Below are 25,225 nucleotides of genomic sequence, written 5' to 3'. Positions count from 1 at the left end.
CCGAAGATGGACCTCAATTTCACTCCCGAAGAGGAAGCCTTCCGCACCGAAGTGCAGCGCTTCCTGCGAGCCGAACTGCCCGCGCGCATCGCGCGCAAGGTGAAGAGCGGCCTGCATCTCACGCGCGACGACATGCGCGAATGGCACGCGATCCTCAACGCGCGCGGCTGGCTCGCGAGCCACTGGCCGCGCGAATACGGCGGCCCCGGCTGGAGCGTCGCGCAGAAGTTCCTGTTCGACAACGAATGCGCGCTCGCGGGTGCGCCGCGCATCGTGCCGTTCGGCGTGAACATGCTCGGCCCCGTGCTGATCAAGTACGGCAACGACGCGCAGCAGCGCCACTGGCTGCCGCGCATCCTCGACGGCACCGACTGGTGGTGCCAGGGCTACTCGGAGCCGGGCGCCGGTTCCGATCTTGCAGCGGTGAAGACGAGCGCGGTGCGCGGGATCGACGCGCAGGGCGAGCACTATCTCGTGAACGGCCAGAAGACGTGGACCACGCTCGGCCACTACGCGAACATGATCTTCTGCCTCGTGCGCACCGCGACCGACGTGCGCAAGCAGGAAGGCATCAGCTTCCTGCTGATCGACATGAACACGCCGGGCGTCGAGGTGCGCCCGATCGTCACGCTCGACGGCGAGCACGAAGTGAACGAGGTGTTCTTCACCGACGTGCGCGTGCCGGCGACCAACCTCGTCGGCGAGGAGAACCGCGGCTGGACCTACGCGAAATACCTGCTCACGTACGAGCGTACCAACATCGCGGGAATCGGCTTCTCGACGGCCGCGCTCGACCGGCTGCGGGCAGTCGCCGCGAAGGTCACGAAGAACGGCCGGCCGCTCGCGGACGATCCGTTCTTCGCGGCGCGCGTCGCGCGGGTCGAGATCGAACTCGAGAACATGCGCACGACCAACCTGCGCGTGCTGGCCGCGGTCGCGGGCGGCGGCGCGCCGGGCGCGGAAAGCTCGATGCTGAAGATCCGCGGCACGCAGATCCGCCAGGAGATCACCGCGCTGATGCGGCGCGCGATGGGGCCGTACGCGCAGCCGTTCGTCGAGGAAGCGCTCGATGCCGATTACGACGGCGAGCCGGTCGGCCCGGACGAAGCCGCGAGCGCCGCGCAGCAGTACTTCAACAACCGGAAGCTGTCGATCTTCGGCGGCTCGAACGAGATCCAGAAGAACATCATCGCGAAGATGATGCTCGGGCTGTAACGAGGGACGCGACGATGGATTTCCAGCACACAGAAGACCGCCGGATGCTGGCGGATACGTTGAACCGCTTCATCGCCGAACAGTACGCGTTCCCGGTGCGCGATCGCATCGCGCAGTCGGCCGAGGGGTTCGATCGCGCGATGTGGCGGCGCCTTGCCGACCTCGGCACGGTCGGCGCGCTGTTTGCCGAAGCCGACGGCGGGTTCGGCGGCGCGGGCTTCGACATCGCCGTGGTGTTCGAATGCCTCGGGCGCGGGCTCGTCGTCGAGCCGTTCCTCGGCGCGCTGCTCGCGGGGCGTGCGCTGTCGCTCGCCGGCGGCGCCGCGCATCGCGACCGGCTGGCCGCGCTGATCGACGGCAGCGTGAGCGCCGCGTTCGCGCATGACGAGCCGGGCTCGCACTACGAACTGACGACCGTGCGCACGCGCGCCGAACGCTCGGGCGACGGCTGGGTGCTGACGGGCGCGAAGGGTGTCGTCGACCAGGCCGCGCAAGCGGCGTTCTTCGTCGTCAGCGCGCGCGTGTCGGGGCACGACGACGATGCGGCCGGCATCGGCCTGTTCGTCGTGCCGGCCGATGCGCCGGGCGTATCGCTGCGCGACTACCGGAAGATCGACGGCGGCCGCGCGGCCGAGGTGCGCTTCGAACGCGTCGTGCTGCCGGCCGATGCCGCGCTCGGCGCGCACGACGGCGAAGCGGGCGTCGAGCTGCTCGAACGGGTGCTCGGCTACGGATTGCTCGCGCTGTCGGCGGAGGCGCTCGGCGCGATGGACGTCGCGAAGGAATACACGCTCGACTACCTGCGCACGCGCAAGCAGTTCGGCTTGCCGATCGGCAGCTTCCAGGCGCTGCAGCACCGGATGGCCGACCTGCTGCTCGAGGTCGAGCAGGCGCGCTCGGCCGTGATCAACGCGGCCGCGCAGCTCGATGCGCCGCGCGGGGTGCGCGAACGCGCGCTCGCGGCGGCGAAGGTCACGATCGGCCGGATCGGCACGCTCGTTGCCGAAGAGAGCATCCAGCTGCACGGCGGGATCGGGATGACGTGGGAGCTGCCGCTGTCGCACTACGCGAAGCGCCTCGTGATGATCGATCACCAGCTCGGCGACGAGGATCATCACCTCGCGCGCTACATCGCGCTGTCGAAACAGTAAAGACGAACGACGCGAACGGAGGAGACAAGGATGACGAACGAATCGCGCGCATTGCCGCTGGCCGGCGTGAAGGTGCTCGATTTCTCGCGTGTGCTCGCGGGCCCGTGGTGCGCGATGGTGCTCGCCGATTTCGGCGCGGAAGTGATCAAGGTCGAGCATCCGGCGCGCGGCGACGACACGCGCGACTGGGGCTTGAGGATCGGCGACACCGAGACGACCTACTTCAACAGCGTGAACCGCAGCAAGCGCTCGATCTGTCTCGACCTGCAGACTGAAGACGGGCGCCGGCTCGCGCGCGAGCTGGCCGCGCAGGCCGACGTGGTGCTCCACAACTTCAAGTTCGGCGGCGCGGAAAAGCTCGGGCTCGGCTACGACGCGCTGGCCGAGCTGAATCCGCGCGTCGTGCACTGCGCGATCTCCGGCTACGACCGCTCGGGCGCCGAGGCCGCGCGGCCTGGCTACGACCTCGTCGTGCAGGGCGAGGCCGGGTTGATGGCGCTGAACGGCGAGGCCGGCCAGCCGCCGCTGAAGTTCGGCGTCGCGGCGGTCGACCTGTTCACCGGCATGTATTCGGCGCAGGCGATCCTCGCCGCGCTGTACGAACGACACGCAACGGGGCGCGGGCGGCGCATCGAGATGGCGCTGTTCGACTGCGGGCTGATGATCACCGCGTACTACGGGCTCGACGCGCTGCTGATGGGCGAGGACCCGCCGCGCTACGGCAACGCGCATCCGTCGGTCGTACCGTACGGCGTGTTCGACGCGGCCGACGGCCCGCTCGTGATCACGGTCGGCAACAACACGCAGTTCGCGCGTTTCTGCGAGGCGATCGAGCGGCCTGATCTCGCGGCCGACGCGCGCTACAAGACCAACCTCGGCCGCTCGGAAAACCGCGCCGAGCTGCTGCCCGAGATTTGCGGCGAACTCGCACGCCGGCCGCGCGCGGCGTTGCTCACGGCGCTTTCCGGCGCGGGCATTCCGTGCGGCGAAGTGCTCGGGCTGCACGAGGCGCTGAAGTCGGAACGCGCGGCGAGTGCGGGGCTCGTCACGCGGCAGCCGCACCCGGTCGCGGGCGGCGTCGACGTGCTGGCGCCGCCGTACCGGTTCGACGGCGCGCGGTTGCCGGTGCGCGGTGCGCCGCCGGTGCTCGGTGCCGATACGGAGGCGGTGCTCGGCGGCTGGCTCGGGATGTCGGCCGACGAGGTGGCGCGGCTGCGTGCGGATCGCATCGTGTAACGCGCTTCATGCCTTGCCGTCGTGGCGCGGGCGGAGTAGTCGACGCGCCAGCCATCCACAAGACAACCCTCGCGCAACGACGCGGTGGAAATGGAGACACCATGGAGCTTTCCGTCATCGAATCGGTCACGGCGCGCCGTGACTACCAGCAGCTCGTGCGGGCGCGGCGCCGCTTCAGCTTCACGCTGACGGCGCTGATGATCGCCACGTACTACGGCTTCATCCTGCTCGTCGCGCTCGCGCCGCACGTGCTCGCCGCGCCGCTGTACCGCGGAGCGACGATGACGGTCGGGATCGCCGCCGGCGTCGCGATCATCCTGGTCGCGATCGGCCTGACCGCGTGCTACGTGCTGCGCGCGAACCGTGCGTTCGACCGCCGCGTCGACGCGATCCTGCAGCGTTCGTGACGGAGGCCGACATGCGACGACTCTCGATGGCGCTCGGCGCGCCTGCCGTTCTCGCTTCCACCGCCGCGCACGCGGTATCCGTCGCGGGCCCGATGCCCGACAAGGTCGAACTGAACCCGGTCGCGATCGGGATGTTCTTCGCGTTCGTGTTCGCGACGCTTGCGCTCACACGCTGGGCCGCGCGCCGCACGCGCTCGACACGCGACTTCTACACGGCCGGCGGCGGTATCACCGGGCTGCAGAACGGGCTCGCGATCGCGGGCGACTACATGTCGGCCGCGTCGTTCCTCGGGCTGTCGGGGATGGTGTTCATGTTCGGCTTCGACGGGCTCATCTACTCGATCGGCTTCCTGGTCGGCTGGCCGTTCGTGATGTTCCTGATCGCGGAACCCTTGCGCAACCTCGGCAAGTTCACGTTCGTCGACGTCGTCGCGTACCGCTTCGCGCAGCGGCCGATCCGGCTGCTGACGTCCGCGAATTCGCTGACCATCGTCGTGCTGTACCTCGTCGTGCAGATGGTCGGCGCGGGCAAGCTGATCCAGCTGCTGTTCGGGCTGTCGTACGGCACGGCCGAGCTGATCGTCGGCGTGCTGATGGTGGTGTACGTGTTCTTCGGCGGGATGACCGCGACCACCTGGGTGCAGGTGATCAAGGCCGTGCTGCTGCTGTGCGGCGCGACGCTGCTCGTCGTGCTCGCGCTCGGCGAATTCGGCTTCAGCGTCGACGAGATGTTCCGCCGCGCGGTGGCCGTGCATCCGGGCGCGCTGTCGATCATGGGCCCCGGCAAGCTGATCCGCGATCCGGCCAACGCGCTGTCGCTCGGCATCGCGCTGATGTTCGGCACGGCCGGCTTCCCGCACATCCTGATGCGCTTCTTCACGGTGCCGAACGCGAAGGAGGCGCGCAAGTCGGTGCTCTATGCGACCGGCTTCATCGGCTACTTCTATTTGCTGACCTTCGTGATCGGCTTCTCCGCGATCGTGCTGCTCGCGCAGCATCCGGAGTTCTTCAAGCTCGGCGCGAACGGCACGTTCAGCCTGACGCACGACCTGCTCGGCGGCTCGAACATGGTCGCGGTGAAGCTCGCGCAGGCGGTCGGCGGGAACTGGTTCTACGGCTTCATCGCGGCCGTCACGTTCGCGACGATCCTCGCGGTGGTGGCGGGCCTCACGCTCGCCGGCGCGACGACGATCTCGCACGACCTGTACGCGCAGATGTGGGCACGCGGCAAGCCCGACGAGCGCGTCGAGATGCGCATCTCGCGCGCGGCGACGATCGCGCTGTCGGCGGTCGCGATCGGGCTGTCGATCCTGTTCGAGCACGTCAACGTCGCGTTCATGGTCGGCCTCGTCGCGGCGGTGGCCGCGAGCGCCAATTTCCCGGTGCTCGCGATGTCGATCTTCTGGCGCGGGATGACGACGCGCGGCGCGGTGCTCGGCGGCGGCCTCGGCCTCGTGTCGGCGGTCACGCTCACGGTGCTGTCGAAGTCGGTGTGGGTCGACGTGCTGCACCACGCGCACGCACCGGTGTTCCTCGACAACCCGGCGCTCGTGTCGGTGCCGCTCGCGTTCATCGGGATCGTCGTCGGCTCGCTCGCGGATCGCGGCGAGCGCGCGCGGCGCGAGCGCGACGCGTTCGCGCAGCAGGAGTTCTACGCGCAGACGGGCGTGCTGGCCGGCCGCGCCGTGCAGCATTGATTCGTCAGATGAATGAGCGCATCCGTCCGGATCGCCGGACGGATATTTTCCGGAAATCCGGAATCCCGGATTTCCTTGCCTGCCGCATTATGAGAAATACAATGAATACAAAGGTTTGACGGGTTTCAGGAACCTGGCATTGACCTTGCAATATAAAGCGCACGGCCTTCCCCCGGCCGAACTACTACAGCAAGCAAGGAGACAATCGATGACCACTGCCTTCCTCCCCCTCCGGACGTCCTGAGGCATCGCTTGTTGCGGCACGGCAGCCGCGCGGGCGAGTGAATCTCCCCTGTGACATTCGTCCACGCGCGTGACGCCGTTTCCATCGGCTCATCTACTTCTGCAGGAACCATCGTGAAGAAGAAACCCTTCTACAAAGTGCTCTATGTGCAGGTGATCTTCGCCATCATCGTCGGCGTGATCCTCGGCCATTTCTACCCGTCGATCGCCACCGACATGAAGCCGCTCGGCGACGGCTTCATCAAGCTGATCAAGATGGTGATCGGCCCGATCATCTTCTGTACGGTCGTCACAGGCATCGCCGGCATGGAGGACATGAAGAAGGTCGGCCGCGTCGGCGGCAAGGCGCTGCTGTACTTCGAGATCGTGTCGACCTTCGCGCTGGTGCTCGGCCTGGCGGCCACGCACATCCTGCGTCCGGGCGTCGGCTTCAACATCGATCCGGCGACGCTCGACGGCAAGGCCGTCGCGTCGTACGCGGCGAAGGCGCACGGGCAGTCGACGGTCGACTTCCTGATGCACATCATCCCGAACACGATGGTCGATGCGTTCGCGCAAGGCGAGATCCTGCAGATCCTGTTGATCGCGTTGCTGTTCGGCAGCGTGCTCGCGCACCTCGGCGAGCGCGGCAAGGTCGTCACCGACTTCATCGACGGCCTCACGCGCGTGCTGTTCGGCATCGTGCACATCGTCACGAAGCTGGCGCCGATCGGCGCGTTCGGCGCGATGGCGTTCACGATCGGCAAGTACGGCGTCGGCTCGCTGGTGCCGCTGCTCAAGCTGATCGGCACCTTCTACCTGACGTCGGTGGTGTTCGTGCTCGTCGTGCTTGGCACGATCGCGCGGGTCACGGGCTTCTCGATCATCCGCTTCGTGTCCTACATCAAGGAAGAGCTGCTGATCGTGCTCGGCACGAGCTCGTCGGAAGCCGCGCTGCCGCAGCTGATGGAAAAGCTCGAGAAGGCCGGCTGCTCGCGTTCGGTCGTCGGCCTCGTCGTGCCGACCGGCTATTCGTTCAACCTCGACGGCACCAACATCTACATGACGATGGCCGTGCTGTTCATCGCGCAGGCGACCAACATCGAACTGACGTGGATGCAGCAGCTCACGCTGCTCGCCGTCGCGATGCTGACGTCGAAGGGCGCGAGCGGCGTCACGGGCGCGGGCTTCATCACGCTCGCCGCGACGCTGGCCGTCGTGCCGACGATCCCGCTGTCGGGCATGGTGCTGATCCTCGGCATCGATCGCTTCATGAGCGAATGCCGTGCGCTGACCAACATCGTCGGCAACGGCGTCGCGACGGTCGTCGTGTCAGCCTGGGAGAAGGAGCTCGACCGCAACAAGCTGCGCCAGGCGCTGAAGGGCGGCGGCGAAGTGACGCCGACCGAGACGGCCGGCGTCTGACGCGATGAAGGAGCAGGCGGCGGCACCGCCCGCCGGCGGTGCGAGCTGCGGCGGTCGAGGCGTAAGGGCGGAGGCCTATGACACAATAGGCGATCCGCATCGCCAGGAAGCCTCGACCGTGACGCGTCGTCTGCTCATTCTCGTCGTGCTTGCCGCCGCGCTCGCCGCGGCGTGCACGCTGACGTGGACGATCACCTGGCGGCGCGGCGTCGCCGAGCTGCAGCGCAACGCCGCCGTGCGCGTCGATCGCACCACCAACGCGCTCAAGAGCACGCTCGACCGCTACGAGTCGCTGCCCTATCTGCTCGGCAGCCATCCGTACGTGCAGGACCTGCTCGCCGAGCCGACGCGCGCCGACTACACCGGGCGCGTCAATCGCTATCTCGAAGACCTCAACGAACACGCGCACGCGACCGTCACCTATGTGATCGGCGCGGACGGCCTGTGTGTCGCCGCCAGCAACTGGCGCGCGCCCGACAGCTTCGTCGGGATCGAATACCGCTTCCGCCCGTATTTCCTCGATGCGATGAACGGCCAGGTCGGCCGCTTTTTCGGGATCGGCACGATCTCGCGCGATCCCGGCTACTACATCTCGCAACCCGTGTGGCGCGACGGCAAGATCGCGGGCGTGGTCGTCGTGAAGCTCAACCTCGAATGGTTCCAGGGCGCCGATGCATCCGAGCCGCTCGTCGTCGTGGACGACCATGGTGTCGTGTTCCTGTCGTCGGTGCCCGCGTGGAAGTACCACACGCTGCGGCCGCTGACGGGCTCCGTCGCCGCGTCGATCTACGAGACGCGCCAGTACGCGCAGCAGCCCGTCACGCCGCTGCCGCTGCGCATCGAGCAGGTGCTCGGCCCCGATGCGGAGATCGTGCGCCTCGGCCCGGGCCTGCGCGCGCCGCGGTTCCTCGCGAGCAAGCGCCGGATCGGCGAGCCCGACTGGCTGCTCGTCACGCTCGCGCCGATCGCGCCCGTCGACGCCGATGCGCGCAACGCGACGATCGTCACGGGTTTCGGCTTCGTGTCGGTCGCGCTGCTCGCGTTCTACTGGCGGATGCGCCGCGCGCGCGTGCGTGAAATGATCCGCGGCCGTGCGCTGCTGCAGCAGGCGTATGCGGAGCTGAACCGGCGCGTCGAGGAGCGCACGGCCGACCTGTCGGAAGCGAACGAGCAGTTGCAGAAGGAGGTCGGCGACCGCATCCGCGCGGAGCAGGAGCTGCGCGCCGCGCACGACGAACTGATCCAGGCGAGCAAGCTCGCCGCGCTCGGCCAGATGGCGGCCGGCATCACGCACGAACTGAACCAGCCGCTCGCGGCGCTGCGCAGTTTCTCGGACAACACGCGCGTGCTGCTCGATCGCGGCGAGCAGGCGGCCGCGCGGGAAAACCTCGAGGCGATCGCTGCGCTCACCGAGCGGATGGGCAAGATCACGAACCAGCTGAAGCTGTTCGTCGGCCGCGCGAAGCCGCGCAACGAGCAGGCGCTCGTCGTGCGCGCGCTGCGCAGCGTGCTGTCGCTGCTTGGCGAGCGTCTGCGCGGCGTCGCGCTCACGCTGACGCTGCAGGACGCGACCGTGTCGCCCGCGCAGGATGCGCCGCTCGACCTGGCGCGCGACTATCCCGAACTCGTCGCCCGTTGCGAGGATCTGCGCCTCGAACAGGTGCTGATCAACCTGCTCGGCAACGCGCTCGACGCGGTGGCCGGCGTGGCGGCGCCGGCGATCGAGGTGACGATCGCGGTGTCGGCGGCCACGCTCGCCGTCGAGGTGCGCGACAACGGAAGCGGCATTGCGCCCGACCTGCTGCCGCGCCTGTTCGAGCCGTTCTTCACGACCAAGGAAATGGGGCGCGGGCTCGGCCTCGGCCTCGCGATCTCGTCGTCGATCGCGAGCGATGCGGGCGGTGCGCTCACAGCGCGGAACGCGCCGTCGGGCGGTGCGCTGTTCGTCTTGACGCTGCGGCGCGCCCGCACGCATCATCCGGACTCCGTGTCCGAGCCGGCGGGCTCGCGCTAGGCGCGCCACGCCGCCCGCCCGATCGGCGCACGATCGGTATCAACGACGCCGCGCGCGCTGCCGCCGCGCGGCCCGTCAGGAGCAAGTGAGTACGATGGCCAACCGGCTGCAAGTGATCTATATCGAAGACGATGCGCTCGTTCGCCGGGCCAGCGTGCAGAGCCTTCAGCTGGCGGGGTTCGACGTCGCCGGCTTCGAGTCGGCCGAAGCGGCCGAGAAGGCGATCGTCGCGGACAACGCCGGCGCGATCGTCAGCGACATCCGGCTGCCCGGCGCGAGCGGGCTCGACGTGCTCGCGCAGTGCCGCGAGCGCGTGCCCGACGTGCCCGTGATCCTCGTCACGGGGCACGGCGACATCTCGATGGCCGTGCAGGCGATGCGCGACGGCGCGTACGATTTCATCGAAAAACCGTTCGCGGCCGAGCGCCTGATCGAGACGGTGCGCCGCGCGCTCGAGCGCCGCGAGCTCGTGCTCGAGAACCACGCGCTGCGGCGCGAGCTGGCCGGGCAGAACGTCGTCGCGCCGCGCATCATCGGCCGCAGCCCGGCAATCGAGCAGGTGCGCAAGCTGATCGCGAACGTCGCGCCCACCGACGCGTCGGTGCTGATCAACGGCGACACCGGCGCCGGCAAGGAGCTGATCGCGCGCAGCCTGCACGAGCTGTCGCCGCGCCGCGACAAGCCGTTCATCGCGGTGAATTGCGGCGCGCTGCCTGAGCCGATGTTCGAATCGGAGATGTTCGGCTACGAGCCCGGCGCGTTCACCGGCGCCGCGAAGCGCCGCGTCGGCAAGCTCGAATATGCGTCGGGCGGCACGCTGTTCCTCGACGAAATCGAAAGCATGCCGCTCGCGCTGCAGGTGAAGCTGCTGCGCGTGCTGCAGGACGGCGTGCTGGAGCGGCTCGGCTCGAACCAGCCGATCCGCGTGAACTGCCGCGTGGTGGCGGCCGCGAAGGGCGACATGAGCGAGCTCGTCGCGGCCGGCACGTTCCGGCGCGACCTGCTGTACCGCCTCAACGTCGTGACGATCGCGCTGCCGCCGCTGGCCGAGCGCCGCGAGGACATCGTGCCGCTGTTCGAGCACTTCATGCTCGACGCGGCCGTGCGCTACGCGCGGCCCGCGCCGGTGCTGACCGACCGGCAGCGCGCGAGCCTGATGCAGCGCGACTGGCCCGGCAACGTGCGCGAGCTGCGCAACGCGGCCGACCGCTTCGTGCTCGGCGTGGCCGACATGCCGCAGGAGACGGGCGCGAGCGGCGACGACGCCGACAGCGAGCAGACGCTGAAGGAGCGCATCGAGCAATTCGAGCGCGCGGTGATCGCCGAGGCGCTGAACCAGACGGGCGGCGCGGTCGCCGCGACGGCCGACCGGCTGCACGTCGGCAAGGCGACGCTGTACGAGAAGATGAAGCGCTACGGGCTGTCGGCGAAAGGCGAAACCGAGCGCTGAAAAGCAAACGGACCGCGGAACCGGGTTGCCCGGTCGTGCGGTCCGTGGTGCGGGGAAGGGCGCGGTGCGCGGCCCTTCCAGCCGGATCGGGCGGCGCTCAGGCCGCGTTGCCGTCGAGTGCCTTCTTGAGCAGTGCGTCGAGTTCCGCGAACTGCGGCGCGCCGACGTAGCGCTTCAGGATCTTGCCGTCCTTGTCGACGACGAAGGTCGTCGGCGTGAGCTGCACGTTGCCGAACTGCTTCGCGACGCTGCCGTCGTCGAGCGCGACCTTGAACGGCAACTGGCGCGTCTGCGCGTAGTTCGCGACGTACATCGGCGGATCGTAGTTCATCGCGACCGCGACGAATTCCAGCCCCTGACCCTTGAAGCGATTGTAGGTATCGACCATCTGCGGCATTTCCTGCATGCAGGTTGCGCAACTCGTCGCCCAGAAGTTCACGAGATAGACCTTGCCTTTCAGGTCGCCTGCCGTCGAGACCTTCTGGCCCGACAGCAGCGTGAACGTGGCGTCCGGCACGCTGGACTTGCCGTTGAACGCGAAGAAGCCGGCGACGGCGATCGCCGCGACGACAGCGGCGGCGACGATGTAGCGGACGGGGCCGGCGCTGCGCCGGACGGGAGGCGTGGTGTTCATCTGGTGCTCTCGGAGTCGGTCGATGACGCGGATCAATGCAAAGGACATCGAAATTCGACGCTCATTTTAGCGCGAATGCGGCTTGCGCACCGGCGGCGGCCACGCATCCCGGAATTCACGTTCGGCGGATAATGCCGGCTTTGCCTGCCCGATCCACGCCATGCCGAAGGAAGTCACCGTTTCGTTGCGCCCCCTTTTTCGTCCGCTGCGACACTTCGCCGCGCTCGCGTGCATGAGCGCGGCGCTGGCCGCGTGCTCGCCGTCGTACGACTGGCGCACGCTGCACAACGACGCCGGCTACACGATCGACCTGCCGGCGAAGCCGACCGTCGAGGAGCAACCGGTGGCGATCGGCGGCGCGTCGATGCCGATGCGGATGCAGGCCGCGCACGTCGATGGCGCGGTGTTCGCGGTCGGCACGCTGACGCTGCCGGACGACCGCGACGACACGCGCCGCGCGGCGCTCGAGTTCCTGCGTGCCGGGTTGTCGCGCAACCTCGAAGGCGCGCCGCGGACGGCTTCGGTGCCCGTGCCGCTCGCGGCCGGCGGCGCGGTGAACGGGCTCGAACTGCGCGTCGCGGGCGCGGCCGCCGGCGGCGATCGCGCGCACAAGACGATCGTGGCGCGACTCGTCGCGCGCGGCCGGCACGCGTACCAGGCCGTCGTGATCGCCGACGGCCCGCTCACGCAGGAGCAGCTCGACCAGTTTTTCGGGTCGTTCAAACTCGACTGACGGCGGCCGGAGGGGGCGCTCAGACACGCTGTGACAACTGAAAGTTCATTCGCAGCTTTCGACGCTAGTCGCCGGATTTTGCGAGGTTTTTTCGGCTATCCACAACGCATGTGGATAACTTTGTTGAAAAGTCGCCCTGAATTCCCGCCAAGCCGCGCGGGACGGCCTTCCGGCCCGTTTGGTCGCTCGCTCGCGTTTTGATAAAAGTCAATCAAAACAACGGGATACGGATTCCGTGCTGCAAAGGTCTCGCCGAGCCCCGATCCGGGGCCGGATTCGCGGAATTGTGCATAAGTCAAGTCTTGACAGCCTGATTTTGTCCTCCGAGGGCGTTCAGAGCGCCGTCAGCGCGCGCCGGTAGCGGATCGCTTCGGCGATCTGCGCGGCCGTCGGCAGCGGGTCGCCGGCCAGGTCGGCGATCGTGCGCGCAACCTTCAGCACGCGGAAATACGCGCGCGCCGACCAGCCGAAGCGCTCGCCGGCCTCGCGCAGCAGCCGTTCGCCTTCGTCGGTCGGCCGGCACAGGTCGTCGGTCTCGCGGCCGCTCAGCATGTGGTTCGTCTTGCCCTGCCGATCGAGCTGCAGCGCACGCGCATGCGCAACCCGCGCAGCGACCGCCGCACTCGGCTCGCCGGGCGCCGACGCGCGCGTCGCCAGCTCGGCCGGCGACAGCGCGGGCAGGTCGATCTGGATGTCGATGCGGTCGACGAGCGGCCCCGACAGCTTGCGCAGGTAGCGCGCGGCGACGTCCGGCGAGCAGCGGCAGCGCCCCGACGGATCGCCGTGCCAGCCGCACGGGCACGGATTCATCGCGGCAATCAGCTGGCAAGCGGCCGGGAAGTCGGCTTGCTGGGCCGCGCGCGAGATCGTGATGCGGCCTGCCTCTAGCGGTTCACGCAGCATCTCGAGCACGTGCCGGTCGAATTCAGGGAGTTCGTCGAGGAACAGCACGCCGAGGTGCGCGAGCGTGATTTCGCCCGGTTGCGGCGGGTTGCGGCCGCCGACCAGCGCGGCGGCGCTCGACGAGTGATGCGGTGCACGGAACGGCCGCCGGCGCCACTGCGCGGGCGAGAAGCCGAGGCGGCTCGCGGAAAGGAGCGCCGCCGACGTCAGCGCCTCGTCGTCGGTCAGCGGCGGCAGGAGGCCCGGGAGTCGTGCGGCCAGCATCGACTTGCCGGCCCCCGGCGGCCCGACCATCAGCATGTGATGGCCGCCCGCGGCCGCGACTTCCAGCGCGCGGCGGGCGCCGCGCTGGCCGACCACGTCGGCGAGATCGGGGGCGGCCGGCGTCGGCAGGCCGTCGAGGCACGGCGCGGCGACCGGCGCGAGCCGCCCGTCGGGTGCGCCGGTGAGGTGCGCGCACAGCGCGGGCAGGTCCGGCGCGCCGAACACGGTGACGCCCGGCACGAGCGCAGCCTCGGCAGCGCTGGCGAGCGGCAGGTATAGCTCGGGGGCGTTCGACGCGGCGGTGGAGCGCGGCGCCGGGCCGGCCCCTTGGCCACCGTCGCCTGAACCGGACAGCGTGCCGGAACCCAGGCCGGAAGCCGCGCCACTTTCCGCTGACTGCGCATCCCGCGCCACGCCGCACGCCATCGCGAACGCGCCGCGCATCGGCCGCAGCGCGCCGGTCAGCGACAGTTCACCCGCGAATTCGCGGCCGGCCAGCGCGTCGGCCGGAATCTGGCCGTTCGCGGCGAGGATGCCGAGCGCGATCGGCAGGTCGAACCGTCCCGACTCCTTCGGCAGGTCGGCCGGCGCGAGGTTGACGGTGATGCGGCGCACGGGGAATTCGAAGCCGCAGTTCTGCAGCGCGGCGCGCACCCGCTCGCGGCTTTCGCGGACTTCGAGATCGGGCAGGCCGACGATCGAGAACGACGGCAACCCGTTGGCGAGATGGACTTCGACGGTGACGTCCGGCGCGCGGCCGGAGGCGGGCGCGCGACTGCGCACCACGGCGAGCGACATGGCGAGGCTCCTGTAAACAAGGCGGACGGACGACGGCCGTTCGAGGCCGCGTGCCGCGGGAATCGGAGGAATTGGTGCGCGCTTGCCGGCGAGGCGCGGGGAAAGAACGAGGAACAGCGGAACGTCGGACTGCGAAGAGCGATGAACAGCGAAGAGCGAGGGCTGCGGAGAACGACGGACGACGAAGAGCGGTACGGTGACTTCAGTGCTTCAGTGCTTCAGTGCTTCAGTGCTTGAGGCGGCGGGCGCGGGCCGCACGAGGCGGCCCGCGCCCGGGCCTTGCGGCCGGGCAGGGCGTCAGGCTTGCGGCGCGGCGAGCTTCTGCTCGAGTTCCGCGACGCGTTTCTCGAGTTCCTCGAGGCGCACGCGAGTGCGGGCGAGCACTTGCGCCTGCGTGTCGAATTCCTCGCGCGTGACGAGATCGAGTTTCGAGAAGCCTTGCGACAGCATGGCCTTCACGTTGCGCTCGACGTCCTTGGCCGGCGAGTTTTTCAGCAGATCGCTGACGCGCGACTGCAGATCGTTGAAAACGTCGCTGGGTTGCTTCATGTGATTCCCCTTCCTTGCACAAAAAATGTGCATCTTCAGTTGCGTACGTGCCCATGATGCACGCATGACCGGAAATGGTGCGCCCGGAGCGCGAATTCCGGGCATGGCGCCCGCATGGGTGAATGCCCCGGCGATCCGGGACGTGCGTGCACTCTAGCAACGATCCTTTCGCCGCGCCAGCAAACCGGGCCACGTTGGCCATTCGGCCGGGCCTCCGCACCTTACATCACGCGATGCGACCCCTTGATGAAGCCCTTTGAAACGGTGCTCGAACCGACTTGGCATGCGAGTTGCTGAGAAGAGTCCGTTACAACATTCCAACCAATTCGACGGGACAACCCAGCGAGAGGACTTCATGAAACTCATTACCGCAATCATCAAGCCGTTCAAGCTCGATGAGACGCGCGAAGCGCTGTCGGCGCTTGGCGTCTCGGGCATCACGGTGACGGAGGTGAAAGGGTTCGGGCGGCAGAAGGGGCACACCGAGCTGTACCGCGGCGCCGAATACGTGGTCGATTTCCTGCCGAAGATGAAGATCGAGGCAGCCGTGTCCGACGATCTCGTCGACCAGGCGGTCGAGGCGATCGAGCGGGCCGCGCGCACGGGCAAGATCGGCGACGGCAAGATCTTCGTCACGGCGATCGAACAGGTGATCCGGATTCGCACCGGGGAGACGGGCGCTGACGCGCTGTAACAGAACAGACAAGACAAGCGACAAGAGGAAACCCAAGATGCGCAAACTTCTGATGTCCCTGCTGATGGCCGGCTCGCTGATCGCGGCCGGCGTCGGCCCCGCGCTCGCCGACGACGCGGCGTCCGCCGCGGCTGCGTCCGCGCCCGCCGCAACGGCTTCCGACGCGTCGGCTGCCGCCGCTCCGGCCGCCTCGGCGCCGGCTGCCACCGACGCATCCGCCACGGCCGCCGCCGCGCCGGCCTCGGGCGCCACCGACGCGTCGGCTGCTGCCGCCGCTTCGGCACCGGCCGCTCCCGCCGCGCCGACCGCGCCGTTCTCGGTTGACTCGTCGAAGATCAGCGCGGGCGACACCGCGTGGATGCTGACGTCCACCGCGCTCGTGCTGTTCATGACGATCCCCGGCCTCGCGCTGTTCTACGCCGGCATGGTCCGCAAGAAGAACGTGCTCGCGACCGTGATGCAGAGCTTCGCGATCACCGCGGTGATCACGGTGCTGTGGACGGTGGTCGGCTACAGCCTCGCGTTCACGCCGGGCAACGGCTTCATCGGCGGCCTGTCGCGTGCGTTCCTGCACGGGATGAACTACATCCACGGCGACAAGGCGACGACGCTGACCGTCAGCCACCTGGCCCCGACGATTCCGGAATCGGTCTACTTCGTCTACCAGATGACGTTCGCGATCATCACGCCGGCGCTGATCTGCGGCGCGTTCGCCGACCGGATGAAGTTCTCGGCGATGCTCGTGTTCATGACGCTCTGGTCGCTGATCGTCTATGTGCCGATCGCGCACATGGTGTGGGAGCCGACCGGCTGGCTGTCGTCGGACGGCGTGCTCGACTTCGCGGGCGGCACCGTCGTGCACATCAACGCCGGTATCGCGGGCCTCGTGTCGTGCCTGATGCTCGGCAAGCGGATCGGCTTCGGCCGTGAATCGATGGCGCCGCACAACCTCGTGCTGACGATGATCGGCGGCTCGATGCTGTGGGTCGGCTGGTTCGGTTTCAACGCGGGTTCGGCGGTGGCGGCCGACGGCCGTGCCGGCTTCGCGATGCTGACGACGCAAGTCGCGACGGCCTGCGCGGCGCTCGGCTGGATGTTCGCCGAGTGGATCTCGCACGGCAAGCCGTCGGTGCTCGGCATCGTGTCGGGTGCGGTCGCGGGTCTCGTCGCGATCACGCCGGCGGCCGGCTTCGTCGGCGTGACGGGTGCCCTCGTGATCGGTATCGCCGCAGGTGTCGTGTGCTTCTGGTCGGCGACGTGGCTCAAGTCGAAGCTCGGCTACGACGATTCGCTCGACGCATTCGGCGTGCACGGCATTGGCGGGATTCTCGGCGCATTGCTGACGGGCGTGTTCGCGATCAAGGACATCGGCGGCGCCGACGGCAGCCTGCTGCTGCAGGCCAAGGGCGTGCTGATCACGCTGGTCTACAGCGGCGTGCTGAGCTTCGTGCTGCTGAAGCTGATCGACCTGACGATCGGCCTGCGCGTGTCGGAAGAGGAAGAGCGCGAAGGCCTCGACGTGGTCCTGCACGGCGAGCATGTCGAATAAGTCATGGGAATGACCGGCGGGCCGCCGCGACGACGGCGCCCGCCATGAATGAGCGCAGCGACTTGGGCCCGCCTCACCCGGCGGGCTTTTTTTCTCCTGTCACCCACTGCCGTAGCGCATAACCCTTTGCACTATCGGGTCAATAGCCGAAAACTTCCTTCAAACCCTTGCGAAGCCGGGAACAATCCCCAAATGGGCAGGGCAATTGCTCTACAATCTTCATTCTCCCGCTCGCGAGTGATTCATGGTTCCCCACCTCGTTACGGCGTTGAACGGTCCGCTGCTCGAACTCGAGCAGAAGATCCTCGACGCGACGCCTGCGATCGAACGCTGGTTCAGGCTCGAATGGCAGGAACATACCCCGCCGTTCTATTGTTCGGTGGACCTGCGCAATGCCGGCTTCAAGCTGGCGCCCGTCGACGCGAACCTGTTTCCCGGCGCATTCAACAATCTGCCGTCCGAAGTGCTGCCGCTCGCCGTGCAGGCGGCGATGGCCGCGATCGAGAAGATCTGCCCGGACGCGAAGAACCTGCTCGTGATTCCCGAGCTGCCGACCCGCAATGCGTTCTACCTCGAGAACGTCGCACGCCTCGCGACGATCATGCGCCAGGCCGGCCTGAACGTGCGCTTCGGTTCGCTCGACCCGAGCATCACCGACATGACGCCGATCACGCTGGCCGACGGCCAGAAGATCGTGCTCGAACCGCTCGAGCGTTCGCAGCGCCGCCTCGGCCTGAAGAATTTCGATCCGTGCTCGATCCTGCTGAACAACGACCTGTCGGCCGGCATCCCGGCCGTGCTGGAAAACCTGCACGAGCAGTACCTGCTGCCGCCGCTGCACGCGGGCTGGGCCGTGCGCCGCAAGTCGACGCACTTCTCGTGCTACGACGACGTCGCGAAGAAGTTCGCGAAGATGGTCGGCGTCGATCCGTGGATGGTGAATCCGTATTTCGCACACGTGGAAGGCGTCGACTGGCAGGCGCATGAAGGCGAGCAGGCGCTCGCCGACGCGATCGACGGCGTGCTGAAGAAGATCGCGCGCAAATACCGCGAATACGGGATCAGCGAGAAGCCGTACGTCGTCGTGAAGGCCGACGCGGGCACGGCGGGGCGCGGCGTGATGACCGTGCACGACGCGGCCGAGATCGGCCGGATGTCGAAGGCCGAGCGCGCGCAGATGGCCGAGTCGAAGGCCGGCCTCGCGGTGCGCGACGTGATCGTGCAAGAAGGCGTGTATACGTTCGAGCGCGTCGGCGACGAAGTCGCGGAGCCCGTCGTGTACATGATCGACCGCTACGTGGTCGGCGGCTTCTACCGCACGCACGCCGGCCGCGAACGCGACCAGAACCTGAACGCGCCCGGCATGCACTACGTGCCGCTCGGCTTCGAGCACACCGCGCTGCCGGATGCGGGCGCGAAGCCGGGTGCCGCGCCGCCGAACCGTTTCTACATGTACGGCGTCGTCGCGCGGCTGTCGCTGATCGCGTCGTCGATCGAACTGGAAAAGACCGACCCCGAAGCCATCCAGGTGTAACGGACCTTCGCCACGTACAGGACCTCATGGACATTCTCTTTATCGCCGACCCGCTCGAGCGCTTCAAGATCTACAAGGATTCGACCTACGCGATGATGGCCGAGGCGGCGCGGCGCGGGCATGCGGTGTACGCGTGCGAGCCGAACCAGCTCGCGTGGACGGGCTCGGCCGTCGAGGCCGACGTGCGTCGCATCACGTTCGTCGGCGATCCGGACGACCTGCATCGCGAGACGTGGTACGAGGCCGGGCCGGTCGACGCGCGCCGCCTCGAATCGTTCGGCGCGGTGCTGATGCGCAAGGATCCGCCGTTCGACATGGAATACGTGACGTCGACCTGGCTGCTGGAGCTGGCCGAGCGCGCCGGCGCACGCGTGTTCAACAAGGCGCAGTCGATCCGCGACCATTCGGAGAAGCTCGCGATCGGCGAGTTTCCGCAGTTCGTCGCGCCGACGCTCGTCACGCGCGACGCGAAACGGCTGCGCGCATTCCACGCCGAGCACGGCGACGTGATCCTGAAGCCGCTCGACGGGATGGGCGGGATGGGCGTGTTCCGCGTGAAGCCGGACGGCATGAACCTCGGTTCGATCATCGAGATGCTGAGCCACGACGGCACGCGTTCGGTGATGGCGCAGAAATTCATCCCCGAGATCAAGGCCGGCGACAAGCGCATCCTGCTGATCGGCGGCGAGCCGGTGCCGTTTTCGCTCGCCCGGATTCCGCAGGGCAGCGAGGTGCGCGGCAATCTCGCGGCGGGCGGCCTCGGCGTTGCGCAGCCGCTGACCGCGCGCGATCGCGAGATCGCCGACACGCTCGGGCCGGTGCTGGCGGCACGCGGGTTGCTGCTGGTCGGCCTCGATGCGATCGGCGACTGGCTGACCGAGGTGAACGTCACGAGTCCGACGTGCTTCCGCGAGATCATGGAGCAGACGGGCTTCGACGTCGCCGCGATGTTCATCGACGCGCTGGAGCGTGCGGCCGCGTAGGCCGCTTTCCCGCGCAACCCCGGCGGCGGCCGCGCAGGTCCCCCGTCGCCGGAGCAGTTCGACCGGCCTGCTACAATGCCCGCTTGTCTGGTGCCGCGCTCGCGCGCCCAAGGCCCGGCGGTCGGGCCGAAACTGTTGCAAGGCTGAACATGGAACGTTTCCCTCACTCGCTACGCTCATTGCCCCGCCGCGGGGTGTTGGCCCGCCAGGGGCGGCCGGGAGCGATCTGACATGGCCGGGATCCTGATCATCGCGCACGCCCCGCTCGCCACCGCGCTGCGGGACTGCATCGCGCACATCTATGGCGGCGTGCCCGCCCGCATCGGCTGTATCGACGTGATGGCGGACAGCGATCCGACCCAGGTGATGGCGTTCGCGCACGCGGAGCTCGCGCGGCTCAAGGAAGAGAACGGCGTGGTCGTCCTGACCGACATGTACGGCGCGACGCCCGCGAACATCGCCGGCCAGCTGGCCAAGATCGACAACGTGCGCGTGCTCGCGGGCGTGAACCTGCCGATGCTCGTGCGGGCCGTCTGCTACCGCACGGTGCCGCTCGACAAGCTGGTCGACAAGGCGCTGTCCGGCGGCGCGAAGGGCGTCCACGAGGTGTCGTCCGGTACGCCGCCGCCGCCGACGGAAACCGGCTGCGGCCAGTGCGCGCCGATTCCGCCCGAGCCGCAGCCGCGCACCGAGTCGCACTGATTTCCCGTTTTCCGTTTTAGACCGCACCGCCGACGCGCGCCGCCGGCGGCCCCGACCGACCCGACCGAGAATCATGCTTCAACAAGAAACCACCATCGTCAACAAATTGGGGCTCCATGCGCGCGCATCGGCCAAGCTTACGCAACTGGCCGGCAACTTCCAGTCGGAAGTCTGGATGACGCGCAACGGGCGCAAGATCAATGCGAAGAGCATCATGGGCGTGATGATGCTGGCGGCCGGCATCGGCAGCACCGTGACGATCGAGACCGACGGGGCCGACGAGCAGGAAGCGATGGACGCGCTGCTGAAGCTGATCGCCGACAAGTTCGGCGAAGGCCAATAATCCTCAAGCGGGATCGTTGCCGTTTCCAGCCAGAATGCCGCGGATTCCGCGGCATTTTTTTCGTCGCAAGCATTGATGCGGAATGCGCAATGCTGCGGTGCATGCAGTCAGCGGGGAGTCGCGGAATTTATAATCGCTAACCGGGGTCATAAGCGCATCGCAGCAGTGTGCCGCGGCTTTACTTGTACAGAGGAGGTGCGCGTGTCCTTCACGCTGCATGGCATTCCCGTCTCACGTGGTATCGCGATCGGGCGAGCGTATCTGATCGCGCCGGCGGCGCTCGACGTCGCCCATTACCTGGTCGAGGCAAACCAGATCGATGCGGAGGTCGAGCGCTTCCGCACCGCGCTCGAGGTCGTGCATCACGAACTCGAAGCGCTGCGCGCCGACCTGACCGACGACACGCCGAGCGAAGTCGGCGCCTTCATCGACGTCCACGCGATGATCCTGAGCGACGAGATGCTCGTGCAGGAAACCATCGACCTGATCCGCACGCGCCGCTACAACGTCGAGTGGGCGCTGACCGAGCAGCTCGAGCTGCTCACGCGCCACTTCGACGATATCGAGGACGAATACCTGCGCGAGCGCAAGGCCGACATCGAGCAGGTGGTCGAGCGCGTGCTGAAGGCGCTCGCCGGCGCGCCGTCCGCGTCGCAGGCGCTCGACCGCGCGGCCAGGAACGGCACGAACGAGATGATCGTCGTCGCGCACGACATCGCGCCGGCCGACATGATGCAGTTCAAGTCGCAGTCGTTCCAGGCATTCGTCACCGATCTCGGCGGGCGCACGTCGCACACGGCGATCGTCGCGCGCAGCCTCGGCATTCCGGCCGCGGTCGGCGTGCAGCACGCGAGCGCGCTGATCCGCCAGGACGACCTGATCATCGTCGACGGCGACCAGGGCATCGTGATCGTCGATCCCGCGCCGATCGTCCTCGAGGAATATTCGTACCGGCAGTCCGAGAAGCTGCTGGAGCAACGCAAGCTGCAGCGTCTGAAGTTCTCGCCGACGCAAACGTTGTGCGGCACCAAGATCGATCTGTACGCGAACATCGAGCTGCCCGACGACGCGAAGGCGGCCGTCGAGGCCGGCGCGGTCGGCGTCGGGCTGTTCCGTTCCGAGTTCCTGTTCATGCATCAGAAGGAGATGCCGGAAGAGGAGGAGCAGTTCGCCGCGTACAAGCGGGCCGTCGAGTGGATGAAGGGCATGCCGGTGACGATCCGCACGATCGACGTCGGCGCGGACAAGCCGCTCGAGGCGCTCGACGAAGGCTACGAGACGGCGCCGAACCCCGCGCTCGGCCTGCGCGCGATCCGCTGGAGCCTGTCCGAGCCGCAGATGTTCCTCACGCAGTTGCGCGCGATCCTGCGCGCGTCCGCGTTCGGCCAGGTGAAGATCCTGATCCCGATGCTCGCGCACGCGCAGGAGATCGACCAGACGCTCGACCTGATCCGCGAGGCGAAGCGCCAGCTCGACGACGCGGGGCTCGCGTACGACCCGAACGTGCGCATCGGCGCGATGATCGAGATTCCGGCCGCGGCGATCGCGCTGCCGCTGTTCCTGAAGCGGTTCGACTTCCTGTCGATCGGCACGAACGACCTGATCCAGTACACGCTCGCGATCGATCGTGCGGACAACGCGGTCGCGCACCTGTACGACCCGCTGCATCCGGCGGTGCTGCACCTGATCGCCTATACGTTGCGCGAAGCGAAGCGCGCGGGCGTGTCCGTGTCGGTGTGCGGGGAAATGGCGGGGGACCCGGCGCTCACGCGCCTGTTGCTCGGGATGGGGCTCACCGAGTTCTCGATGCACCCGAGCCAGTTGCTGGTCGTGAAGCAGGAGATCCTGCGTGCGCACCTGAAGGCGCTCGAAAAGCCGACGGCCGACGTACTCGCCGCGTTCGAGCCGGAGGAAGTGCAGGCCGCGTTGCAGCGCCTGTCGGTTGCGGAGCCGCGCGCGGATGCGGCGGCTTGAGGCGCTGGCGTCCCCGTTAATCGTAGCGAAGTGTCACCACGCATGCGCCGCCCGGCGCATGCGCGTCGCGCGTCAGTGCCGGCCCCCGCACACGGGGCAGTCGGCCTGACGCGCGATTTTCATCGTCGTCCATTCCATCCGCAGCGAATCGAGCATCATCAGCCGGCCGTTGAGCGTCTTGCCGATGTCGCCGATCACGCGCAGTGCCTCGGCGGCCTGCATCGCGCCGATGATCCCGACCGTCGGCGCGAACACGCCCATCGTCGCGCACGCGACTTCCTCGAACGGCTGGTCTTCCGGAAACACGCACGCATAACAGGGCGCGGCCGGGTCGCGGAAATCGAACGTGCTGATCTGCCCGTCGAAGCGCAGCGCGGCGCCCGATACGAGCGGCACGCCGTGCGCGACGCACGCGCGGTTGATCGCATGCCGCGTCGCGAAGTTGTCGGTGCAGTCGAGCACGACGCTCGCATGCGGCACGTGCGCGCCGAGCCACGCATCGTCGACACGCTCCGCGACCGCGTGCACGGTCACCTCGGGGTTCAACTGCGCGAGCGCGTCGCGCCCCGATTCGACCTTGTGGCGGCCGACCGACGCCGTCACGTGCAGGATCTGTCGCTGCAGGTTCGTGAGATCGACCGTATCGGCGTCGACGAGCGTGATCGTGCCGACGCCCGATGCCGCGAGGTACATCGCGGCGGGCGAGCCGAGCCCCCCCGCGCCGACGACGATCGCATGCGCGTCGAGAAAGCGCTGCTGCGCCTCGATGCCGATTTCGTCGACGAGGATGTGACGGGAGTAGCGAAGGAGTTGATCGTCGTTCATGGGGAGTCGTGGCGAGGCGGCACAGGTGTCGTTATTTTAGGCGCGCATGAAAAACGGGCCATCGCGGTCTTCCCGCGATGGCCCGTCGGATGCCGGCCGGCGCTTACTTCGGCGCCGACGCGGGCTTCGGTGCGGAAGCCGGCTTCGCGCTGGCGCCCGATGCCTTCGGGGCCGTGGCGGCCTTGCCGGCCGGGCCCTTCGTGCTTTCGGCGAGCAGCGACTTCGATTCCTGGACCGGCTTGCCTTCGAGCTTGTTGAGCGCCTGCTGCATCATGAAGTCGTCGGCGCTGCCGAACTCGATCGGCTTGCGATCGCGATCCTTCTGGCGCTGCTCCGGCGTCTTCTTGTCGTTCTGCTCTTCAAGCACGCGCAGCTGATCCATCCGGCGCTGCTCGCGGTCTTCCTGTTCCTTCTTCTCGTTCGGATCCTGCGTGTTCGCGAGGTGGTTCGTGTAGTCGACCTCGCGCGTCACGAGCACGTCGTCCGGATCGCCGTCCGCGTACTGATCGACCGGCACGTCCGGCGTGATGCCCTTGTTCTGGATCGAACGGCCGCTCGGCGTGTAGTAGTACGCGGTGGTCAGGCGCAGCGCGGTGTCGGCCGTCATCGGGCGGACCGTCTGCACCGAACCCTTGCCGAACGTCGTCTTGCCCATGATCTGCGCGCGCTTCGAATCCTGCAGCGCACCGGCGACGATTTCCGACGCGGACGCCGAATAGGCGTTCGTCAGCACGATCATCGGCACGGTCTTGAAGACCGGCGGCAGGTTCTTCAGCGGATCGCCGTCGAAGGACGGCAGGCGGTAGTTGTCATACGTATCGCGGTAGACCTGCTTCGAATCGGCGATCTGGCCGTTGGTCGACACGACGACGGAGTCGGGCGGCAGGAACGCGCCGGCCACGCCGACCGCGCTCTGCAGCAGGCCGCCGCCGTTGTTGCGCAGGTCGAGGACGAGGCCCTTCAGGTTCGGCTGCTGGCGTGCGATATCTTGCAGCTTCTGCGCGAGATCGGGCGTCGTGCGCTCCTGGAAGCTCGTGATGCGGACATACGCATAGCCCGGATCGAGGATCTTCATCTTCACGCTCTGGACCTTGATGATCGCGCGCGTGACCGTGACCGGGAACGTGCGGTCATCGCTCTTGCGGAAGATCGTCAGCGTGACCTTGGTGCCCGGCTCGCCGCGCATCTGCTTCACGGCCTTGTCGAGCGTCATGCCGCGCACCGGCTTGTCGTTGATGCGGGTGATCAGGTCGCCCGGACGGATGCCGGCGCGGAACGCGGGGGTATCCTCGATCGGCGAGATCACCTTGACGAGGCCGTCTTCCTGCGAGATCTCGATGCCGAGACCCGCGAAGCGGCCCTTCGTCTGCTCCTGCAGCTCGTCATAGTCGGTCTTGTCGAGGAACGACGAGTGCGGGTCGAGGCTCGACACCATGCCCTTGATCGCGGCCGTCAGCAGCTTCTTGTCGTCGACCGGTTCGACGTACTCGCGCTTGATCTGTCCGAAGACTTCCGCGAACAGGCGGAGCTGGTCGAGGGGAAGCGGCGCCGTGGCGGTCTGCTCGGCCGATGCGGAAACCTGCAGCGTGGCGAACACGCCCGTGGCGAGGCCCGCGGCAATCAGGCCGATGTTCTTCAATTTCATTCGCATAGAGATCTGGTGCGGTCGGGAAGCGCGTGGCGGTAGCGGGGATGATGTAGCGGACAAGTATAACTGTTCGTCCGATAACTCAGTGGAACGGCGCGAAAAGCGTCGAAAAGGGCCCGGGGCCGGTCAGGCGGGCATCGCCGTGCGCACCGCGGGTTCGAAAGCGGGTTCGACAGCGCCGGCGCCGCGAAGGTTCGCGCGGGGCGCAGGGCAAGGGGCTGGGCCGGGGCCGGGCGGGCCGCACCGGACGCGGCCCGCCCGGCTCACCCGGCCGA

At 68.0% G+C, this 25,225-nt stretch carries 21 protein-coding genes; 16 read left to right on the top strand and 5 right to left on the bottom strand.

The features are described 5' to 3' along the window. Positions 1-6: 6 nt before the first annotated feature. The 8 genes from CFB43_RS15905 (at position 7) to CFB43_RS15870 (ending at position 10,817) form a co-directional block, all read left to right on the top strand. Positions 7-1,215 (top strand): acyl-CoA dehydrogenase family protein, encoded by a 1,209-nt coding sequence (locus tag CFB43_RS15905; protein WP_089495699.1) that lies wholly within the window; start codon positions 7-9, stop codon positions 1,213-1,215. A 14-nt stretch (positions 1,216-1,229) separates the two neighbouring features. Beyond that, positions 1,230-2,366 (top strand): acyl-CoA dehydrogenase family protein, encoded by a 1,137-nt coding sequence (locus CFB43_RS15900; protein WP_089495698.1) that lies wholly within the window; start codon positions 1,230-1,232, stop codon positions 2,364-2,366. A gap of 30 nt (positions 2,367-2,396) precedes the next feature. After that, positions 2,397-3,602 (top strand): CaiB/BaiF CoA transferase family protein, encoded by a 1,206-nt coding sequence (locus tag CFB43_RS15895; RefSeq protein WP_089495697.1) that lies wholly within the window; start codon positions 2,397-2,399, stop codon positions 3,600-3,602. A gap of 101 nt (positions 3,603-3,703) precedes the next feature. Then, entirely contained in the window at positions 3,704-4,009 is a 306-nt protein-coding gene (locus CFB43_RS15890) for a DUF485 domain-containing protein (RefSeq protein WP_071335156.1), read from the top strand. Positions 4,010-4,020: 11 nt separating this feature from the next. After that, positions 4,021-5,706: a cation acetate symporter gene (locus CFB43_RS15885; RefSeq protein WP_089495696.1), complete on the top strand. Its 1,686-nt coding sequence runs from the start codon at positions 4,021-4,023 to the stop codon at positions 5,704-5,706. A gap of 357 nt (positions 5,707-6,063) precedes the next feature. Then, the gene (locus tag CFB43_RS15880) at positions 6,064-7,353 is read left to right on the top strand and encodes a dicarboxylate/amino acid:cation symporter (RefSeq protein ID WP_059489813.1); all 1,290 of its coding nucleotides are present in this window, start codon (positions 6,064-6,066) and stop codon (positions 7,351-7,353) included. Positions 7,354-7,357: 4 nt separating this feature from the next. Further along, positions 7,358-9,367 carry a sensor histidine kinase gene (locus CFB43_RS15875; RefSeq protein WP_089495695.1) on the top strand — a complete coding sequence of 670 codons (2,010 nt, stop codon included), beginning with the start codon at positions 7,358-7,360 and terminating at the stop codon, positions 9,365-9,367. Between the two features lie 94 nt (positions 9,368-9,461). After that, positions 9,462-10,817: a sigma-54-dependent transcriptional regulator gene (locus tag CFB43_RS15870; RefSeq protein WP_089426405.1), complete on the top strand. Its 1,356-nt coding sequence runs from the start codon at positions 9,462-9,464 to the stop codon at positions 10,815-10,817. 97 nt (positions 10,818-10,914) lie between these two features. Here the strand turns inward: CFB43_RS15870 and CFB43_RS15865 are convergent, their stop codons facing one another. Next, a complete protein-coding gene (locus tag CFB43_RS15865; RefSeq protein ID WP_089426404.1) occupies positions 10,915-11,451 on the bottom strand; it encodes a peroxiredoxin family protein in 537 nt (178 codons plus the stop codon). A 160-nt stretch (positions 11,452-11,611) separates the two neighbouring features. Between CFB43_RS15865 and CFB43_RS15860 the strand changes: the two genes are divergently transcribed. Continuing rightward, positions 11,612-12,184 carry a hypothetical protein gene (locus CFB43_RS15860; RefSeq protein WP_089495694.1) on the top strand — a complete coding sequence of 191 codons (573 nt, stop codon included), beginning with the start codon at positions 11,612-11,614 and terminating at the stop codon, positions 12,182-12,184. Between the two features lie 333 nt (positions 12,185-12,517). On the opposite strand, the gene CFB43_RS15855 is transcribed toward CFB43_RS15860, so the two are convergent. Together CFB43_RS15855 and CFB43_RS15850 are read right to left on the bottom strand one after the other, a co-directional pair. Next, on the bottom strand, positions 12,518-14,149 hold the full coding sequence (locus tag CFB43_RS15855) for a YifB family Mg chelatase-like AAA ATPase (RefSeq protein ID WP_089495693.1): 1,632 nt from the start codon (positions 14,147-14,149) through the stop codon (positions 12,518-12,520). Between the two features lie 297 nt (positions 14,150-14,446). Further along, on the bottom strand, positions 14,447-14,698 hold the full coding sequence (locus CFB43_RS15850) for an accessory factor UbiK family protein (RefSeq protein ID WP_006489451.1): 252 nt from the start codon (positions 14,696-14,698) through the stop codon (positions 14,447-14,449). A 355-nt stretch (positions 14,699-15,053) separates the two neighbouring features. On the opposite strand from CFB43_RS15850, the gene CFB43_RS15845 reads away from it, so the two are divergent. The 7 genes from CFB43_RS15845 to ptsP all read left to right on the top strand — a co-directional run bounded on the left by CFB43_RS15845 (position 15,054) and on the right by ptsP (position 22,477). Then, positions 15,054-15,392 (top strand): P-II family nitrogen regulator, encoded by a 339-nt coding sequence (locus CFB43_RS15845; RefSeq protein WP_027789049.1) that lies wholly within the window; start codon positions 15,054-15,056, stop codon positions 15,390-15,392. 37 nt (positions 15,393-15,429) lie between these two features. Continuing rightward, positions 15,430-16,941, top strand: coding sequence for an ammonium transporter (locus tag CFB43_RS15840; RefSeq protein WP_089495692.1), 1,512 nt, complete (start codon positions 15,430-15,432; stop codon positions 16,939-16,941). 244 nt (positions 16,942-17,185) lie between these two features. Next, a complete protein-coding gene (gene gshA, locus CFB43_RS15835; protein WP_011353295.1) occupies positions 17,186-18,475 on the top strand; it encodes a glutamate--cysteine ligase in 1,290 nt (429 codons plus the stop codon). Positions 18,476-18,501: 26 nt separating this feature from the next. Next, on the top strand, positions 18,502-19,458 hold the full coding sequence (gene gshB, locus CFB43_RS15830; protein WP_089456980.1) for a glutathione synthase: 957 nt from the start codon (positions 18,502-18,504) through the stop codon (positions 19,456-19,458). A gap of 231 nt (positions 19,459-19,689) precedes the next feature. After that, complete coding sequence (locus CFB43_RS15825) at positions 19,690-20,160, top strand: PTS sugar transporter subunit IIA (protein WP_089426398.1); 471 nt, start codon at positions 19,690-19,692, stop codon at positions 20,158-20,160. A gap of 73 nt (positions 20,161-20,233) precedes the next feature. Continuing rightward, complete coding sequence (locus CFB43_RS15820) at positions 20,234-20,503, top strand: HPr family phosphocarrier protein (RefSeq protein ID WP_089441083.1); 270 nt, start codon at positions 20,234-20,236, stop codon at positions 20,501-20,503. A gap of 201 nt (positions 20,504-20,704) precedes the next feature. Continuing rightward, positions 20,705-22,477 (top strand): phosphoenolpyruvate--protein phosphotransferase, encoded by a 1,773-nt coding sequence (gene ptsP, locus CFB43_RS15815; protein ID WP_089495691.1) that lies wholly within the window; start codon positions 20,705-20,707, stop codon positions 22,475-22,477. Between the two features lie 72 nt (positions 22,478-22,549). On the opposite strand, the gene CFB43_RS15810 is transcribed toward ptsP, so the two are convergent. After that, positions 22,550-23,302, bottom strand: a complete 753-nt coding sequence (locus tag CFB43_RS15810; protein WP_089495690.1) for a HesA/MoeB/ThiF family protein — start codon at positions 23,300-23,302, stop codon at positions 22,550-22,552. Positions 23,303-23,405: 103 nt separating this feature from the next. Next, positions 23,406-24,953 carry a S41 family peptidase gene (locus CFB43_RS15805; RefSeq protein WP_089495689.1) on the bottom strand — a complete coding sequence of 516 codons (1,548 nt, stop codon included), beginning with the start codon at positions 24,951-24,953 and terminating at the stop codon, positions 23,406-23,408. Between the last annotated feature and the right edge of the window lie 272 nt (positions 24,954-25,225).

This window comes from Burkholderia sp. AU15512 (assembly GCF_002223325.1).
Classification (GTDB): Bacteria; Pseudomonadota; Gammaproteobacteria; order Burkholderiales; family Burkholderiaceae; genus Burkholderia.
The sequence above is the reverse complement of the archived record's forward strand: the minus strand, read 5'-3'. Positions and strand labels throughout refer to the sequence as shown.

Bases quoted from the DNA above. Each gene is read 5' to 3' on its own strand.
- CFB43_RS15905 (WP_089495699.1), top strand. From the start codon at position 7: ATGGACCTCAATTTCACTCCCGAAGAGGAAGCCTTCCGCACCGAAGTG.
- CFB43_RS15900 (WP_089495698.1), top strand. From the start codon at position 1,230: ATGGATTTCCAGCACACAGAAGACCGCCGGATGCTGGCGGATACGTTG.
- CFB43_RS15895 (WP_089495697.1), top strand. From the start codon at position 2,397: ATGACGAACGAATCGCGCGCATTGCCGCTGGCCGGCGTGAAGGTGCTC.
- CFB43_RS15890 (WP_071335156.1), top strand. From the start codon at position 3,704: ATGGAGCTTTCCGTCATCGAATCGGTCACGGCGCGCCGTGACTACCAG.
- CFB43_RS15885 (WP_089495696.1), top strand. From the start codon at position 4,021: ATGCGACGACTCTCGATGGCGCTCGGCGCGCCTGCCGTTCTCGCTTCC.
- CFB43_RS15875 (WP_089495695.1), top strand. From the start codon at position 7,358: ATGAAGGAGCAGGCGGCGGCACCGCCCGCCGGCGGTGCGAGCTGCGGC.
- CFB43_RS15870 (WP_089426405.1), top strand. From the start codon at position 9,462: ATGGCCAACCGGCTGCAAGTGATCTATATCGAAGACGATGCGCTCGTT.
- CFB43_RS15865 (WP_089426404.1), bottom strand. From the start codon at position 11,451: ATGAACACCACGCCTCCCGTCCGGCGCAGCGCCGGCCCCGTCCGCTAC.
- CFB43_RS15860 (WP_089495694.1), top strand. From the start codon at position 11,612: ATGCCGAAGGAAGTCACCGTTTCGTTGCGCCCCCTTTTTCGTCCGCTG.
- CFB43_RS15855 (WP_089495693.1), bottom strand. From the start codon at position 14,149: ATGTCGCTCGCCGTGGTGCGCAGTCGCGCGCCCGCCTCCGGCCGCGCG.
- CFB43_RS15850 (WP_006489451.1), bottom strand. From the start codon at position 14,698: ATGAAGCAACCCAGCGACGTTTTCAACGATCTGCAGTCGCGCGTCAGC.
- CFB43_RS15845 (WP_027789049.1), top strand. From the start codon at position 15,054: ATGAAACTCATTACCGCAATCATCAAGCCGTTCAAGCTCGATGAGACG.
- CFB43_RS15840 (WP_089495692.1), top strand. From the start codon at position 15,430: ATGCGCAAACTTCTGATGTCCCTGCTGATGGCCGGCTCGCTGATCGCG.
- gshA (WP_011353295.1), top strand. From the start codon at position 17,186: ATGGTTCCCCACCTCGTTACGGCGTTGAACGGTCCGCTGCTCGAACTC.
- gshB (WP_089456980.1), top strand. From the start codon at position 18,502: ATGGACATTCTCTTTATCGCCGACCCGCTCGAGCGCTTCAAGATCTAC.
- CFB43_RS15825 (WP_089426398.1), top strand. From the start codon at position 19,690: ATGGCCGGGATCCTGATCATCGCGCACGCCCCGCTCGCCACCGCGCTG.
- CFB43_RS15820 (WP_089441083.1), top strand. From the start codon at position 20,234: ATGCTTCAACAAGAAACCACCATCGTCAACAAATTGGGGCTCCATGCG.
- CFB43_RS15810 (WP_089495690.1), bottom strand. From the start codon at position 23,302: ATGAACGACGATCAACTCCTTCGCTACTCCCGTCACATCCTCGTCGAC.
- CFB43_RS15805 (WP_089495689.1), bottom strand. From the start codon at position 24,953: ATGCGAATGAAATTGAAGAACATCGGCCTGATTGCCGCGGGCCTCGCC.